Raw genomic sequence first — 16,120 nt, 5'->3', positions numbered from 1 at the left:
ACGGCAGCATCTGGAAAAAGCAAGTGCCAAACCAGACGACCAGAATTTTGGAGACCGCAATGAAAGCCGCACTTCTCAAATCCTACGGCGACGTCGATCACTTCGAAATCGCCGATATTCCGACGCCGCAGCCGGGGCCGGGCGAGGTCCTCATTAAGATCGAGGCATCCGCGGTCAACCCATTCGACCTTGTTCTCCGCCAGGGCTTCATGGCCGAATTTATACCGCTGCCGCTGCCGGCTGTGCTTGGCGGAGACGCCGCCGGCGCCATTTCGGCGCTCGGCGAAGGCGTGACCGGTTTTGCGGTCGGTGACCGGGTTGTGGCCGATTTTCCGGCAAACGGCAAAGGCGCGCACGCCGAATATGGCGTCGTTGCAGCCACATCTGTCGCCAAGCTGCCTGCTGAACTAAGTTTCGAGCAGGGTGCCTCGCTCGTCAAAGCAGGCCTTACCGGGCGCCAAACCGTCGAAGCGCTGGGAATCAAGGCTGGCGATCGGGTTCTGGTCTCGGGCGGCCTTGGCACGGTGGGACGGTCCGCGATCCAGTATCTCAAACAGATCGGCGCCAAGCCGGTGGCCGGCGTCCGGCGTGAGCGGCTGAGTGAAGGCCGCGACGTGGCGGGCGAAGCGCTCGATATCACGATCCCAGCCGCAATTCCGAGTTTCGACTATGCCATTAGCGCCGCCGGCCCCGTGGCCGACAATCTCATCAGCCATGTCCGCGACGGTGGCCATGTGGCCAGCGTTGTTCCGGTGCCCGAGGGCGCCAATGCCGGAAATCGCGTGGCTGTCATTGAACTCTACCACCGCACCGATGCCGCCACGCTTGATGCAGTGCTGGATTCCGCCGTACGTGGGCAGCTGGTGATCCCGATTTCCCACACTTTCACCCTGGACCAGATTGGCGCGGCCCAAAAAGCGGTTGCAGCGGGCGCTTCCGGGAAAGTCGTGCTGAAGCACTGAAAGCAAGAATATGGCTGGCATAGCCGACATAGAGCTGCTGCTTCCGCAGCGTCAGAGCCGATTCTCTACATGTAAAAGCTGTACCTTGGGGCGATCTCCTGCCCGTCTCCGAGGTACTTTAGCACCTGCCCCACCTGTCTTGCCGCCGCAATAGTAATCGGCATTCCGTTGTCGAACTGAGTGTTGTTCCAATTCATCTTGGTCAAAGCCAGGGTCTCGTACGCGATATGCTGCAGTGGTTGACCGAGGACCTGACATCGCAGCATCAGCGGCCGCGGCACATACATTCCGGGATATGTGCGGAAGAAGTCGACGCTGCCGCGCGTGTAAAGGAGAGCCTGATCCTTGCTGAAGCGCAAAAGGCTGCCTCTCAACGGTGGATAGACACCGAGGCGATAAAGGCGTGTCATCGATTTCTGGATCCAGACGAAATCGGCATAGTCGATGTCGCGCTCGTCAATGGCCTTGTGAAAACCGTCCAGTTCGTTCCGATCGAAACGCGAGGTCTTGTGCAGTACTACGCGGGCTGGGTAGTGGCCGTGCTGACCGCGAAACACCTTCAGGGAATCTCTCAGGAGCGCATAAGCATCTTCGGCGGTGAGATGGGGCGAACGGTCTTCTTCGCTCTCGACCATGCGTCCGCCACGAAGGATTAAACCTTCCCCTCTCTCGTCAAACATCTGGGCCGTGCTTGTATGCATATGCTCGCCTTCCACCGATCGGTAGAAACTTAGACCGACGAAAGATGTTCTAAGTTCTCTGGCATCCCTTGCGAGGCGCCACGGCAGGCCACCGGCTTTGTAGTAGATGGCAGTGATAAGGTTCCAGGCGATGGTGGCAGGATCCTGCATGCGCCGGTCGCTGTTCTCCTTCAGTTTCCGAGGTATGCGGTAAGACGGATCGAATGTGGTCGGCCACATCAACTGAATAGGAATACGCAGGCGCATGCACGCTGCCTTGAGCATGCCGCGGAAGTCCAGTTCGCTGCCTGGCTCCGCTTCCACCGGGGCCTCCGCGTCGACCTCGTCATCGTTCTCGCGGGTGGCTTCACGCGCATTCACGGTCCTTTCGATGATCTCGACAGGCAACGCGATAAGAACGACATCCGGTAGCGCGGTCCTTTCAGCGAGGACCGCGATTTCGTTGACGATGGTGCTGACCACCTCGCGAGTGACCTCCCTTTGTCCCGGGATCGCAACCAGACGACCGATTTCCTTTGTTGGAAGGATTCGCTGAAGCTCGCTCGATGTGGTGAATTCGCATCGAAAGGTTTCATCGTTTCGCAGACCTGGGAATCGTGGGAACAGGTTCGCCTGCCGGCTGGACTTTGCTTCGAAACCGTCAGAGCACGCCTCGATCCATCTGGCGGTACCTTCCACCGTGTCCGCGCTCCCGACTATTCCAAGCTTGATGCGTCTTGGCGCACCATCGATGTGCACGTCAAAGGGACCGTAGTCCATGATCCCGAAGCGGATTGCAACGCGACAATTACGGTGTCCGTCTATCGACAATTAAACTGGCATATTTGGACAGTCGCCGAGTAGCGACAAGACGTCTATCTTTCTAATTGTCGTTTGACAAGGGGGAGTCTTAGCGACAATCATTTTAATTGTCGCTGGCTGTTTATGATAGTGGCGTGAGTAATTGTCGCTAGCTATTGTCCCAGCGACGATTACAGCCCATGCGATGATGTGTTGCTGTTAAAGCCTAAGCCAAGATGGGAGTTTCCTCGTTGGTGGCTCGCCGGGCGGCGGAGCGCTCTCGATAACTTTCGCCATTCATTTCTATGATCGTGGCGTGATGGACCAATCTGTCCACCGCCGCCGCGGTCATGGCGGCGTCCGGGAAAACGGTGCTCCATGCTGAAAATGCATGATTGGCGGTGATGGCGATGCTGTGCCGTTCGTATCGATGCGCGATGAGTTCGAACAGGACGCTGGTCTCGGCTTGATCCTTCCTGACATAGGAAAGGTCGTCGAGTACGATGAGGTCGAACTTATCGAGCTTCTCAAGGGCGCCGATCAGGGAAAGGTCGCGACGCGCAGTCTGCAGCCTTTGAACGATGTCGATGGTACGCGTGAACAAGGCCCGCTTTCCAGCATCGATAAGAGCATGGCAGATGGCCGCGATAGCGTGACTTTTGCCTGTGCCGCTTTTGCCGAACAACAGGAGGTTGTCGCCGTTCTTGATCCAGTCTCCGCCGGCGCCGAGGGACAGAAGTTGCTGTTTGCGCACGCCTGGTGCGGCGTCGAAATCGAAGCTGGCGAAGGTTTTGCCAGCCGGCGCTTCGGATTGATCGCGATGACGCTGGATGCGGCGTGAGGTGCGCTCGGCGACCTCGATCTCCATCAGCGCAGCGATGGTTTTTTGGGCTGGCCAGCCGTCGCGGTCGGCAGTGTCGGCGATGCGCCGCCAATTGCGCACGATGCTGGGCAGGCGCAGTTCGGTCAGCAAGGAGGAGAGGAGGGCTGCGTCGGTCATGGCCGTACCTCGCAAGCCGAGGGCAGAAGCCGATCGTAGGCTTCAAGATTTGGCTCTGGGATGGCGACCTCGCTCGACGAGTTCGGTTTGCTCGCGAACTCGATCTCAAGTTTGGCGAGGTCAGGCAGCCGGCCGGCGTCCAGGATTGCGTCGAGACGATCGGCCAAGGTGATCTCAATGGCTTCGCAGGTCGAGGCCATTGCCAGCAAAGCGACCATTGACCGGCAGGCGTCTCTGGGCGGCAGGGCTTCGTCCAGAGCGGTCCAGGCGCGAGCGTAGGCTGCGCGCGGGAAGAGTGCTTCGCGGTAGACGAGGTATCGGAGGGCTTGCGGCTTGCGCCGCAGTGTACCGATCAGATGATGATAATCGATCGAGTGGCCGCGTGCTCGGTCGGTCCGTGCGCGGGTCATGCGCATGACCGGGTCGGGGCCGAGGAAGCATTCCAGCCGGTCATCGAAGAGACGCACTTCGATCTTGTTGCCGATGAGCCGGGACGGAACGGAATAGAGGATCCGATCGACATTGATGGTGCTGTTGCGTGTCACCTTCGCCGTCACCATCGCGAAGTCGGTGGTTCGGCGCTTGGGCAGAGTTTTGAGCGTCTCGCGCTCGGCCGCGACGGCCTTGGCGCGGCGGGCGTTGTGACGATCGCAGACGCCACTGACGAAGGCTCGATAGGCTTCAAGGCTGTCGAAATCTCGGCTTCGGCGGCGCCGGAGCCTCTGGTCGAGGCGGATCTTGATGTGGCCGTTGGCGGCTTCGATGCTACCGTTCTCATTGGCGACGCCGGGATTGTTGCGGGTGGGCTCCATGCCGTAGTGTCGGCACAGGTCGCCATAACGCTTGGTAAAATCGCGTTCGGCGTCGCGGTCGAGGTTTTTGAAAGCAGCCGACAGCGAGTCAGTCCGGTGTTCGCGCGGGACGCCGCCCAGCTTCCAAAGCGCATCCTGCAGGCCTTCGGCGACAGCTGAAAAGCTTTCGCCGCCGAGAATGACTCGCGCATGTTCCCAGCCGCTACAGGCCAGCCGGAAATGATAGAGGCGGTGCGGGAAAGGCTCGCCGGCAATGGTGACGCCGAGGCTGTCCGTGACGGTGAAATCGGACAGCGCCTGGCGGCCGGGATCATGGCGCTGAGGGAAGAAGACCTCCTTGTCTTCGCCGTGAAGGGCGCGCCATTTGGCGATGCGACGCTCCAGCGTGCGGCGGACGCTGTCGGGAAGAGCGTCAAGGCCGAGTTCATCCTGGAGGTCCTCGAAGATCGTCACGGCCATGACACCTGGTATCCCCAGCATCTCCAATACCCGGGGCCAGACGTCCGTCAGTGGGTCGGTGCGAGTTCGCCAGGTTCGCGGCTGCTTCTTTTGAGACGGCAAACGCGGGTCTTTGTCTATGCGGCGTGCGGTGCGCGCGCTAAAGCCGGCGCTGGCTGCGGCGGCATCCTTGCTTTGGTGTCGGGAACGGGAGGTCATGTAGAGCATCACCTGGCAGTCGGTCACATGAAGGTTTGGCATCGAGCTCAAATCGTTGGTTGATTGAGCTGCGATACCACCCTCGACGCCGAACGGCTGGCCCACCCTGAAGGGGGGCTTGAAATCGCCGCCGTCCGCCAGTGCCGCTTTCCGGTCGGGGCTCCGCCCCTCCCTTCAAACGGCGCTGGCGGACGCCCTAACCGGCCAAGATAATTGTCGTCGAACTGGCCAACTTAATTGTCGCCGCGCAGCGGATGTCGGCATGCCGCAGCCCACTTCCGAATTCCAGTGCGGGCTCGGCCAGATGAGAAAGCCTCATTCCGTGCCCTCCTGCATCTTGTCGAAGTCGAACAGCGGCGAGGTGGGATTGGATTCTTGCGCCGTCCAAAGTTGGTCCGGGACACCGACGTCGAGTTCGAATGATTCCAACGGCGCGAATCTGAGATGTGGGTAGGCTTCTCCGAGCAGGTCTCCTGTGCGGTGCGTGGTCAGAAACGCCTGCCACATCACAAACTGACCCATGACAGCAGCGTTGTTTTCGAGTTCTTTAATCTTCTTCAGATGTTCGCCTGCTTTGAAATCCGGTTCCCAGCCATCCCTGCTGAAATGATAGGTCGGCGAGACCTCGACATACCATTTCTGGTCATAGCGGACGAAATGCGGGCGGAAGCCCGAATGACGGAAGTAAGCAGGCTTCCCCGGATGGTCGCGCTGGCGGCCATAGCCCTTGACAACGCGACGCGCAGTCAAGTTCCGGAGGCTCCTGTAGGCGTAGTTGAGCTTCCCTCGGTTTCTCGGCTTCACGAAATACAGGATGCCGCTGTCGCGATCGCGACGGAGGTCGGGTCTCACAAAATCCCCGATCGCCCTATTCAACAGCGCCACGAAATCACGAACCCGGTCCACGTCGTCGCTGCCCGACCACTCGGAGGTGTCGAAGACTTCCATCGCCGACACATCGCAGATCTTGTTCCAGGGCCACTTGTCCAAGTCGTTGAATGACAGAACCGCATTGCTCCTGACTATCCACTCGGAAGACGCTTTCGAGTCCAGCTCCCTTAGGGCGGCTCCGAAAGATTTGTCCGTGTGGTGGTGGGTTGGGGCCCAGTAGATCTTAGGCGCGAAACCGATCTCCAACAGATTCACGAGCAGGGATTCGTGGAGACGCACGCTAGGTCCCGTGGACCCGGGCTTTGCCGAAGTGGCTACCGCCACGATCGCGGCCTTTGCATCGACAGAGAAGAAATCGGATCGCTTGTCGAACACGACCTTCCGCGACTTCAAGTGCTCGATGTCACTGAACCATTCTTTGATCGACTTCCAATAGGCCTTCCCTTCATCGAGCTTCACGACGAGCAGCAGAACAGGAGCCGTGCCATGCATCCAGTACTGGATGTCTGCTTCTGTCACGGGGAACTCAAACGTGGTGTCGGTTTCGGCCTGCAGTCGCGTGCGCTCGGTTGCCTTTCCCTGAACCTGTAGCAACAGGTTTGAGACGGCTCCCGTCGTTTCATCACGTAGTTCGATAAATCCATCGATTCCGGCTTCGACGCCGCCAGTCTCGTAGAACATGAAGCCCATGCTCAACACGACTTGGCGAATATACGCGATGCCGCGTTCGCCGATGATATCGGTACGCCCAATCTTCTTCGCCATCTTCCGCTCAACGAGAGTATGCGACCCAGAATCGAGAATAGGGACAAGAATCGTTCGGTTAGGATACGACGGCGCGGGCCGCGCTTCAATTTCCCGACGAGTTGTAATCGAATAGCTGCCGCGACTTCCAACGGAAGACCAGGTGCTATCGACGTCTAAGCCAGGATCGCCTGAGCGAAAGCTTCCTCGTCACCCGAGCCCACTAAACGGAACGGCACGCCGAGTTCCCGGGCATGTTTCTCGGCGAGCGCTATGACCAGGGATTGGTACTCGGCAATCTGGCCAGAAGTCCTGTCTGGGCGCACCCTACCCGTGTCTCGAGTCCTGCGAGCGAGGATGCTTTCAGGATCGCCGGAAAGAGCTATCACAACGTACAGATCGATCGCACGGAACACTTCCAGAGGGATTTCGACATAGCCGTTGTCGGTGTCGATGATGTTATGCGCGTCGAAAACGATTGGGCGGCTCTCCTGGGCCCGCAGCTTCCCGAAAGCTTCGATTAGCAGCGTCTGATTGTCGAGAACTTGACCTTTTCTGAGTTCCTCGCGGTCTACGGTTCGAGCCAGCAGGTCGGCTTTCGCTTGCCGTAGGACATCGCTTGCCTGAATGTGGATGAAGCCGGCATTTGCGGCACATCGTCCAATCACGTACGATTTTCCGACACCTGACACGCCGACTACCAGTGCGGCTCTCGCCATGTCCCCCTCAACTTCCTCTAGCCTGAGCCTCTGCCATGGACGACCGTGCGACGAAATTGCCCGCTACATCGCACACGCTGTCCACTACAAGTTTGCCTGGGACCGTTTTGATCTCTCTCGTGTTGGCATAGGATCCGGAAAAGACAGGAGTTGCAATGCAATTCGTTTTTCCTACTCCCCGACGGTTGTACGACGCCGCTCTCGAGCGCCTGAAGACAAGGCTCGCAGACGAGTTTCCCGAACGAACTTCCGTTCCGCGTCGGCGCTTCGTCATGGCCGAACGCCTCGCGGACAAGGTGTTGTCTGAGCAGAAATCGACGACGATCCGATACGACCGCGATAGGGTCGAGTACCCCGCTGGGCCTGTCCTGCCACTTTACGCGGCTGAAGAGCGCGGGCCGCAAGATGAGTATCGTTGCCTTGCCTGTCTCCGTGTCCTGAGCGTGCGCTACTCCACATTCAATGGCCTTACTGAAGCGGATGCGCGTTCCGACGGGTTTTCTTCCCTAGACGAATTGCTCGGTGCACTGCAGCGCTTCTACGGCCGCATAATGCCGGAAGACACGGTCTGCATTTACGAGTTCGCCCTCGAGCCAACGGCGACGAAGCGAAACACTCGCGGCCGGAACGTCGTGCTGGAATCCCCCTCGGTCTAAAACTTGAAGCCTAGCTTTAGGAGCGGCTTCAGCTTCGTGTAGGCCGATTCGGGAATCTTGTTTATCGACTGCGGCCACGAAGGCAGGACGCCGTAGCCGAGCAAATCGGTCAACGGCACGGTTGGCTCTACGTGCCCGATCAGCAGGAAGTCAATGACCTTAAGCGGACGCGATCCCGCCACCCAGTGCGCGAGTTCCGCGTCCGAGAACACGGACCGTTTCGCAGTCCACTTTCGTACCTCGTTCACATCGAGGGTCCAACGGACGGATTCCACGACACCCACGCTCGTCATCGACTGGGAGCCGTACGACGGGGACTTGGTCATGTAGAAGAAGAGCAGATCTCCGGGCTGCATGGCGTTCGTGGGGGCGTGGCAGATGTAGACCTTCTTGATGGTGTTACCCGGTTTACCACCTGGCACCCCGGTGCTTCCGGTCGTCGGAGCGGTCGCCTCCGGGAACAACTTCCGATGATATCCCGGCTGGATAGGTACGACGAACTTGCTCACAGCAGCGTCGTCCGAAAACCGCGGGTAGTTCTTCTTCACGGTCTTGAGCTTATCGGTTCCGGCCGCCAGCGGCCCACTTCCCATTGGCTTTTCGAAAACTAGCTCGCCTTTCGCGAGGGTTTTTGTCTTCTCGAACCCGTATTCTTCAAGGAGGCGGATCAGACCTTCCTGCTTCGGAAATGCGGTGACGTAGGTCAGGTCGTAGTCGTTCCGTTGACAATGCCATAGGACCTGCTTCAGCAACTGCTCGCCTAACTTCTGGCCCCGATGGCCCTGCGCCACCTTGAAGGTGCAGATTTTCAGAATCTTGGCAGCAGCGTACTGCGTGCCGGCTTCGGCGTGGGTCTCGTCTTTTCGAATGACGATCCCGGCTAGCTTGCCGCCGTCCTTGATCACCCAGCAGTCGCGGTGCTCTTCCTTACACTTCGGCACCCAGACCTCACGGAACCCGACGTAATCGGCGGCCAGATCGTCGAAAATCTCATCCTTGAAGTCGATGTTATACCCCACTTAAACACCGCCTGTAAGAATATGTAATTATATCAGCACGTTAGGCGCGCGCCGGCGCGTGTTACCACTACATTTTGGGGATGATCTCAGGCGAGTTGTTCGTCGAGGTTGTGTGGCAGAGCGATGCCAGCTGCCTTGAAGACGTTGCCCACTTGGCCCGTAACGTGGGTTCTGGTGGTGACGATGCGACCATCCTTTTCGATGGTGGCTTCCTGGAGGCGGTCGAGATCGCGTAGGAGCGGCTGCCATTCGGGCGTCAGGCCTTTGGCCCGGCAGAGGCGGCGCAGTTCCTTGCTGAGTACGAGCGCCAGGAACGAGCAGAACACATGCCCGCGGATGGCGGCATCGGATTGGTGGAAGATCGGCCGGGTATTGAAGGTTGCCTTGGCGGCGCGGAACAGGCTCTCGACCTCGAGCAAATCGCGATACCGCAGCACGGCCTGGAGCGGGGTCACCTTCGCGTTGGTCCGCACCACGGTGATGCCGTCGTACCGGGCTTCCTCGGCAAGCTTGCCGACATCGATCTTGAAGTTCTTGCCGCTGGCCTTGAGGTAACGCCGGTAGGCCGAGTTGCCGACCAGTGCCTTGTCGCCCTTCTTGAGCTGTGCCTCGAGGCCGGCGATGATCGCCTGGCGGTCGGCCTTGTCCTTCTCGGCCTCGGCGTCATTGCGGCTGACAATATAGCGGTCTTTACCGACCTTGACCTCTTTGACCCACAACTGAGTTTCACCACGCTGGCGCTCGAGAACGAGCGGAACCATCGGTGCCGTGTCATTGAGCACGACGTTGTGGATCACGCTGCTCGAGCGTTCGCGGGCCCCCAGAATGTATTCCATGCCCAGCTTTTCGAGCGCGGCGATGGTATCGGCGCTGATCATGCCGCGATCGGCGACAACGCAGGCGCGTGTGACGCCGAAGCGCGTTCGCAGCCGATCGACCACCGGCAACAGGACGGTCACGTCAGCGGTGTTGCCGGGCACCATCTCGGTGCAGATCGGCCGGCCCTCGGCATCAACGACCAGCGCCAGGATCATTTGCGCCAGATCGGGGCGGAAGTCCTTGGAATGCCCGCGCTTGCCCAGCGTCTCGCCGCCCGCGCCGTAGAAGGACAACGAGGTGGTGTCCATGAACACAAGGCTGAGGTCGGTGAACAGGTCCTGCCGGCGCGCGAAGAGCTTTTCCTCGATCGCGTCTTTCACGCAGCGCGCCACCAGCGCGCCTTGCGCCTTTTCGCCGAGTTCCTCGCCCAGCCACGCCATTGCCCGGTAAAAGTGATGGAGCGCCAGACCCTCGGCGCCCTCGATACCATAATCGGCCATCCAGTTCGCGCAGTCGCGGTCCGAGCCCGAGACGAACAGCCGATGCAGCGTGCCAACGAACACCGCCCGTTCCACCGCAAAGCCGAACTGGCGCCCTTCCAGCACCTCTTCCAGCACCTCGCCGATCCCGAGCCGCTGCCACAGCCGCCCGAACAACAGCGGACCGCCGATGCGGCGAGAGGCAATTCGCCCCGCGTCAATGTCGGACAGGATGAGGCTGCGTTCGCCATGGCGCGCAATCGAGGCCGCCAATCTGTCAAGTTCGCCGCTGGCAACCAGCGCATCCTTGCGGCCCAGCGCCTTTATCGTGCGCTGGCGAACGGTTTTGCCGTCGCGGACACTTTCCACGAGGTAAAGATAGCGGTGGCCGCGCGCGACTCTCTCAACGACAAACATGCCAGCGTTGTTAGCGAATAAATGCCATAAAATCCATACAACATGCGGCTAGCAGATCAAATGTTGTTACCACACATTCTCGCGCCGAAAACTCAAGGCGAGTGAATTCAATAGCTTAACGGACAGCGTTCGCCATCCGTTCACCTCCAACTGTTCAAGTCGGGTTATACGCTTTGGCGTATTCGACGGAGGGCAGGAAAACCTGATCAGGTTCGTACGCTTGCTTAAGCCAAGCGACCGCGTCAGCGACTGTCAGGACCTGTTCGCTGAGACCGGCGGCCTTCGCACGTCGATGGATGCCGTCGTCCTCGGTAACGAATAGCTCCACGACACCATCCGCGACCGCGTGCAGCATCTTAGCGTCGCAAACGTCATTCGGCTTCGGCAGCTTGCCGTAGAGCCTTGCCAGTTCCCCCTCGGAAGGAACGTGAACGCCCTTCAATTGCCGAAACTTCTTGACCTTAGAGAGAGTGACCCTCCTTCGATCCTTGTCGGGGTCGCGTTCGATATCTTCCAAAGAGGCTTCATGCACGAAGACGGAAATTCCGTGCTCCTGGCATTTGCGCTGCAGGTCGGCGAATTGAGCCTTGATCTCCTTCGCATCCTCGAGCTGGATGATGACATTGGTGTCGATGAGCAGCTTCATCTCTCGGAACCTCGGATCAGCTGACGGAAAGCGTCGTCGGCATAGGCGAATGACTGTGGTGGCGTAAAGCCGAGACGTTCCTTGAGTATGGATAGGGGGACGGGTTCCGTGACGGCGACCGGATCCTGGAGCTTGATTACGAAGCCGGACGTCCTCTCAGCATAGTATGCATCGAAGTCATCGCGCTCGATGAACGCTACGTCATTATAGTTCGCCCATATGCTCTCGACCGGGAGTTCTTCCACGGTAGAGATCGTGGCGTAGCCGATCACCGCTTGGATGGGAGCCGACGCATAAATGTACATGACTGCGCCGGTGACCGTCCCATACGGAAATCGACGCCTCAGTTCGACTTTCTTCTGACCGCTTACAATCTTGGTAGCGTACTCTGGCTTGATGCTCAGAACGAAGTCGTGGCGGAACAGGTCAAGATTGTTCATTCTTTGACGATCGCAAAATTTCTCACGATCGGCATTATCCTACGCGAAACAAATTGTGAACCGCTGATTGATCCAAATCGGCGACGGAGGTCACCGCCGATCGGCTTCCGATATTGCGGTTCGCAAACCCGGAAGAAACGCCGAGGCAGCAGGGGTCGCACTTGCCTATCTGTAACCCAAAGGCCGTAGTCTGGCAGAGGAATGGCTCATGGAATCATCACAAAAAAGGGCGCTTGGCTGCCGCTGTTGCAGTTGTGAGAACGACCGCTTTCAAGTCGAGGCAGAGTTTGGGTTAGCGACTGAGAAAAGGCGCGATGCCGATCCGCGAGGATCTGCGCGCTGGTCTCTCCGCTGTGCCGATCTGGATGCAGGAGTTCCTGCGCGAACTCCTCAGCCTAGACGCTCGGCACGAGGGCAAATCATGAGCACCGACGCCTACCGCCAAATCATCGCAGCGCCGCCACGTGACCGGCTCGACCTGTTCCTCGCCACGGCCAATCGCATTGGTGCCCCGGTCGGTAATGTCGAAAAGGACTTCTGGGTCTGCTGGACGCTCTATGCGCTCTATCACGAACATGCCAGGCGCGGTGCCGGTCACCTCGGCCACGCCCTCAACAACGCAATGCTGCATTATTGCCTGCAGCTCGCCGACAAGGGGCTGAAGGCGCTGGTCGACGACGACCATCTGGGCAATGGCCTCACTAGGAACCACACAGCGGCTTCCCGTACCCCAACGGATTGGGATAGGTGCTCCGGTAGATCCGGCCGAATGTCCGACCCGGCGATATGGTCTCGATTTCGAGCTTTGCACGCCCGAAATCGGGAGGAGGTGGAACGCCCGGCATTCAGTCGAAATCGCCCCTGGCCATACCTTCGGCCGCGGCCAGCACCGCGGCATCGTCGCCCTGCTGAAGGGCTCTAAGACCCGTCCGCCCATCGAGGGCGCCATGGCGCGACGCCAGAAACCGATAGACGGCCCAGGCACTATTGCCCAACATGGCATGGAGCGCCTGCGCCGAAGGGACGACCGACCTTGTCGAGCTGCCACACAGGAAAGCGAAAGCCGCGCTTGGCGCCATCGATCCCGAGCACCTGCCCACTCTGTCGCTTGGCGTTGACTGTCACCCGCGACGTGCCTAGCAACTTGGCGAAGGCTTCAGCACTGAGCATGTCTTCCCCGGCGACAATTTCGGCGACGCGCTTGCGGCCACGTTCGCGCGCCGCTGCAAGCGCCGCTTCAAGTTCACCCTCCGGCTTGCCCGTGTCCTCGACGGGAAAAGTATCGTCTGAAGCGATCGATTGCTTTTCGACCGGAGTGATCGTCTGCGCATCAGCGCCCGGATCGACCTCTACCCGGAATGATACGCGATGGCCGATCTTGCGGCTGCGTGCGATCGCTTCCTGATAGCGTTCGAGCAACACCTTCTCGAAGTCTGCCTGTGCCGGCAGCTTCGTGGTAAAGCTCAGGCCGGCGACTCCCGCACGGGATCTGGTCCCGCTATGGTTGCTGCGTTTTGGAGCGGCCATGGATGACACCCCCGTGCTGTCACCAATATGGTTACAGAGCGCAAGTTCGTCAAGTTAGATAGGTGCGCGGCAAGACCTTCCCGCCGTAGCAGTGCGACCACGAGCGGTGGCCTAAGCCAGGCGGCATGCTGCAGCACCTCCATGTCCGATCAGGCCTCGAGCAGGATCGCGCAGCGCAGAACGACTGGCAGATCGCGTGTCCTGGCCATAACGTCCTGCCATTGGCCAGCCGTTCTTCTTCATTCCAGTCGAGATCGTAGATCAGGCATTTTGCGGCTCCGGCCGGTCACCTCCAGACGTTTCCTCTTTCGCGTGAAGATTTCGGCGAAGCGCTTTTTCGCGCATGGCGGCGCGTCGAAGTTTCAAAAGGCATCGCTCATCATCGCGTGGCCCACCCTCACGACCAGTATGGCGCTTCGGATCTTGGATTGTGCACTGTAGGCAGCAAAGGATTGTCGGCCGGACCATGAGAACGGGACGCGACAGTGGCGCGTCGTCAGGTCGAAACGCCCACCACGGCGGTATGCTGCTCACGCCAATTGCTTGGGCCAACTCTCGGGCCATGCGATTGGCACCCGCCCGATCCGCACAGCATAGCTCGCAACACTGCCCCGGTGACCTTCGACACTTTGCTCGATTGGGCAGTGGGCCAGAGACTTCTCACGAAAAGAAATCAATTGTATTCTGCGATGCGGTGCTTCTGGCAGGAGCGCGCCGCCCGTCGTTGCGAAGCTGTTGACAGCACTGCCGATTCTGACGCTCCCGTTCATGTCATGTTCGGGCTCGCGAGGTGGTTGACGGGCGACACTTCCCAACGAGCCAGGAGAACTGGCATGTCCAAGACAGATGTTCAGCCGTCCTCGATTGAGGGCATAAAGCGCCTTGCCAAGGCTATCTCAAAGCGAGATGCAATCTCGCACAGCGAAGCCCTTGACACGGCATCTAAAGTATCGGGCTTTGGCAATTTTCAGCATGCACGCCGATCGTTGGGCGATCGTTCAGCGGAAGCCAGCCTGGCGCGGAATGTGGTCTATATCTCCACCTTCTGGGAAGATGGTCACGAACATCCGGCCGTGAGACTATCCGGGTATTCATTTCAAAGCCGCTTGATGAACTGATCAAGCCGTCTCAGTATCGATATGCTCATAAGCTCGGTCGTTTCCGGCGTCGTGCCTCAGACCATGTGGTCGATGGGCATCGACCAGACTCTGCGAGCGCGGCTTTGGACATCGCTTGCGGAGCTGCGAGGGTACTGCAGTTCATGGACATCACGGGCCTGCAGCCATCCAAGGCACACGTCGAACCCGGAGCGGAATATCTGGCCCGCCTGCCTGGACGTGATCATGGAAGTGGCTGGTACGATCCCGTCGCAAAACATCACGTCGGGGCCGACGAACCTTACGCAAGGAGTGTTGCGTCGAAAGAGCGGGACGCCTGGGCGCGGCGACACAACTGGTGCTCGCAAGGCCGGAATGGCCGGGAATGTACTATCCGGGAAGCTGTGAACTTTACCTGTATGCCGATGCGTCGAAGGGATATTCGCTTGATGGGCTTCTCAAGGCGCTTTCCAAAGGCCCTTCACCGATCGTGCCCGCGAATTGTGACCGGGTCGCCATCGACGGTCGCGCTCCTTTTGTGACTCCGGGAGAGAAGGCTAAAGCCGAGGCGAAGCTCGCGAGAAATGTTCAACGAAAGGCTACCGCGCCACGCGGTCCCAATACCACTGTCGAGTACCGGCTGCCGCTCAGCGGCATGCGGCGCCGGCGCCCTAAGGCGGCGATGCCCGTGGACGCGCATGCCAGGATAGGCACCCTGCTGAAGGGTGTGCTGACCGACATGCGAGCGCGCGCGGGCGTCTACAAGCGCGTTGATGCAGTCCGAAGCGAGCTTGATGACTGGGTTCAATGCGAACACGATCGGGCGGCCATGCCCGATGAGGTGTTTTTCGACCTCTACTACGGAGAGAATTCCGCCGGAGGAACGTCAAAAGCGGGTGAACAACACATCGAGGACCTCCGCCTCGCACAGTCCATCCTGATGCAACACTATCCGGATTGTGCGCCGTTGAGGGACCTCGTGGGAAAAATCGATCTCGCCGTCATATCGCTCGAGAAGTTGCGGTGACGATGGCGGTCGTCCGGCCAGGCACAGGCGCTCTATTCGTCGACGTCGGCATCATTCTCGCCGGGGGCGGAAAAACCCCGGCATGATGTCGCCCGCCAGAAGCTTTTCCTTCGACAGCAGCCCCGCATCCTCGAGAGCCTCGAAGTCGGGAAGATCGCGCAAGGTTTCAAGCCCGAATTCCAGCAGGAACTGTTTCGTCGTCACATAGGTATAGGGGGCGCCGGGCGTCGGGCTTCGCGGGCCTGAGGCGATCAGGCCGAAGGAGCGCAAATTGCCGATCAGGTCGCGGCTGATCTCCTTGCCGAAGAATGACGAGAGTTCGGCGCGCGTGATCGGCTGAAAGAAGGCGATGCACATCAAGACCAGCACTTCGGATTGCGTGAGGTCGACGGCGCGTTCGCCAGAGCCGACGGCGGTACGGATGGCGTCGGCATAGGCCGGCCGCGTCAGGTGCTTCCAGCCGCTGGCGACCGCGACCAGATCGTAAGGCCGGCCCCGCAGCTCCTCGCGGATGTCGTCGATCAAGAGGTCGATGCTGCAGGTCTTGCCGACGATGCGGGTAAGCACCTCGCGGCTGACCGGTTCGCTGGCGGCGAAGATGGTTGCTTCGACGCGGTTCATCCATTCGCGCCAACGTACTTCTGGCGGCAGGTGATCCAGTTCGCGGTCGAACAGGTGACCATCTGATTGCTCCTTCGCCCTTTTCCCCCTCGCCTGCTCCATGGTC

Annotated in this window: 11 protein-coding genes and 5 pseudogenes; 5 read left to right on the top strand and 11 right to left on the bottom strand. The window is 59.5% G+C overall.

Features of this window, described 5'->3' with window-relative positions; genetic code table 11:
- The first annotated feature begins 59 nt into the window (after positions 1–59).
- Positions 60–962: an NADP-dependent oxidoreductase gene (locus tag HB777_38185; protein QND69478.1), complete on the top strand. Its 903-nt coding sequence runs from the start codon at positions 60–62 to the stop codon at positions 960–962.
- A gap of 65 nt (positions 963–1,027) precedes the next feature.
- Here the strand turns inward: HB777_38185 and HB777_38180 are convergent.
- The 5 genes and pseudogenes from HB777_38180 to HB777_38160 form a co-directional block, all read right to left on the bottom strand.
- Positions 1,028–2,437 (bottom strand): annotated as a pseudogene (locus tag HB777_38180) (hypothetical protein).
- Between the two features lie 232 nt (positions 2,438–2,669).
- Positions 2,670–3,443: an ATP-binding protein gene (locus tag HB777_38175; GenBank protein QND69477.1), complete on the bottom strand. Its 774-nt coding sequence runs from the start codon at positions 3,441–3,443 to the stop codon at positions 2,670–2,672.
- Entirely contained in the window at positions 3,440–4,912 is a 1,473-nt protein-coding gene (locus HB777_38170; GenBank protein ID QND69750.1) for an IS21 family transposase, read from the bottom strand. The genes HB777_38175 and HB777_38170 overlap by 4 nt, the downstream gene beginning before the upstream one ends.
- 315 nt (positions 4,913–5,227) lie before the next feature.
- The gene (locus tag HB777_38165) at positions 5,228–6,568 is read right to left on the bottom strand and encodes a DUF4365 domain-containing protein (GenBank protein ID QND69476.1); all 1,341 of its coding nucleotides are present in this window, start codon (positions 6,566–6,568) and stop codon (positions 5,228–5,230) included.
- 155 nt (positions 6,569–6,723) lie between these two features.
- Positions 6,724–7,266 carry an AAA family ATPase gene (locus tag HB777_38160; protein ID QND69475.1) on the bottom strand — a complete coding sequence of 181 codons (543 nt, stop codon included), beginning with the start codon at positions 7,264–7,266 and terminating at the stop codon, positions 6,724–6,726.
- Between the two features lie 155 nt (positions 7,267–7,421).
- Between HB777_38160 and HB777_38155 the strand changes: the two genes are divergently transcribed.
- Entirely contained in the window at positions 7,422–7,922 is a 501-nt protein-coding gene (locus HB777_38155; GenBank protein QND69474.1) for an ASCH domain-containing protein, read from the top strand.
- Here HB777_38155 and HB777_38150 read toward each other — a convergent pair.
- The 4 genes from HB777_38150 to HB777_38135 form a co-directional block, all read right to left on the bottom strand.
- Positions 7,919–8,941 (bottom strand): GNAT family N-acetyltransferase, encoded by a 1,023-nt coding sequence (locus tag HB777_38150; GenBank protein ID QND69473.1) that lies wholly within the window; start codon positions 8,939–8,941, stop codon positions 7,919–7,921. The genes HB777_38155 and HB777_38150 overlap by 4 nt on opposite strands.
- An 86-nt stretch (positions 8,942–9,027) precedes the next feature.
- Positions 9,028–10,656 carry an IS1634 family transposase gene (locus tag HB777_38145; protein QND69472.1) on the bottom strand — a complete coding sequence of 543 codons (1,629 nt, stop codon included), beginning with the start codon at positions 10,654–10,656 and terminating at the stop codon, positions 9,028–9,030.
- A 154-nt stretch (positions 10,657–10,810) separates the two neighbouring features.
- The gene (locus HB777_38140; GenBank protein ID QND69471.1) at positions 10,811–11,302 is read right to left on the bottom strand and encodes a hypothetical protein; all 492 of its coding nucleotides are present in this window, start codon (positions 11,300–11,302) and stop codon (positions 10,811–10,813) included.
- A complete protein-coding gene (locus tag HB777_38135) occupies positions 11,299–11,742 on the bottom strand; it encodes an ASCH domain-containing protein (protein QND69470.1) in 444 nt (147 codons plus the stop codon). The genes HB777_38140 and HB777_38135 overlap by 4 nt, the downstream gene beginning before the upstream one ends.
- 421 nt (positions 11,743–12,163) lie before the next feature.
- Between HB777_38135 and HB777_38130 the strand changes: the two are divergent.
- Together HB777_38130 and HB777_38125 are read left to right on the top strand one after the other, a co-directional pair.
- Positions 12,164–12,316, top strand: a pseudogene (locus HB777_38130) (nucleotidyl transferase AbiEii/AbiGii toxin family protein).
- Positions 12,309–12,442, top strand: a pseudogene (locus tag HB777_38125) (alanine dehydrogenase). The pseudogenes HB777_38130 and HB777_38125 overlap by 8 nt, the downstream one beginning before the upstream one ends.
- 145 nt (positions 12,443–12,587) lie before the next feature.
- Here HB777_38125 and HB777_38120 read toward each other — a convergent pair.
- Positions 12,588–13,269 (bottom strand): annotated as a pseudogene (locus tag HB777_38120) (XRE family transcriptional regulator).
- A gap of 637 nt (positions 13,270–13,906) precedes the next feature.
- On the opposite strand from HB777_38120, the pseudogene HB777_38115 reads away from it, so the two are divergent.
- Positions 13,907–15,393 (top strand): annotated as a pseudogene (locus HB777_38115) (DUF5623 domain-containg protein).
- 51 nt (positions 15,394–15,444) lie between these two features.
- Here the strand turns inward: HB777_38115 and HB777_38110 are convergent.
- On the bottom strand, positions 15,445–16,116 hold the full coding sequence (locus HB777_38110; protein QND69469.1) for an SMC-Scp complex subunit ScpB: 672 nt from the start codon (positions 16,114–16,116) through the stop codon (positions 15,445–15,447).
- Positions 16,117–16,120 lie beyond the last annotated feature (4 nt).

The sequence above is a fragment of the Mesorhizobium loti genome (assembly GCA_014189435.1).
GTDB lineage: Bacteria > Pseudomonadota > Alphaproteobacteria > Rhizobiales > Rhizobiaceae > Mesorhizobium > Mesorhizobium loti_G.
Note: the sequence above shows the minus strand (reverse complement) of the source record. Positions and strands in the feature narration are given on the sequence as shown.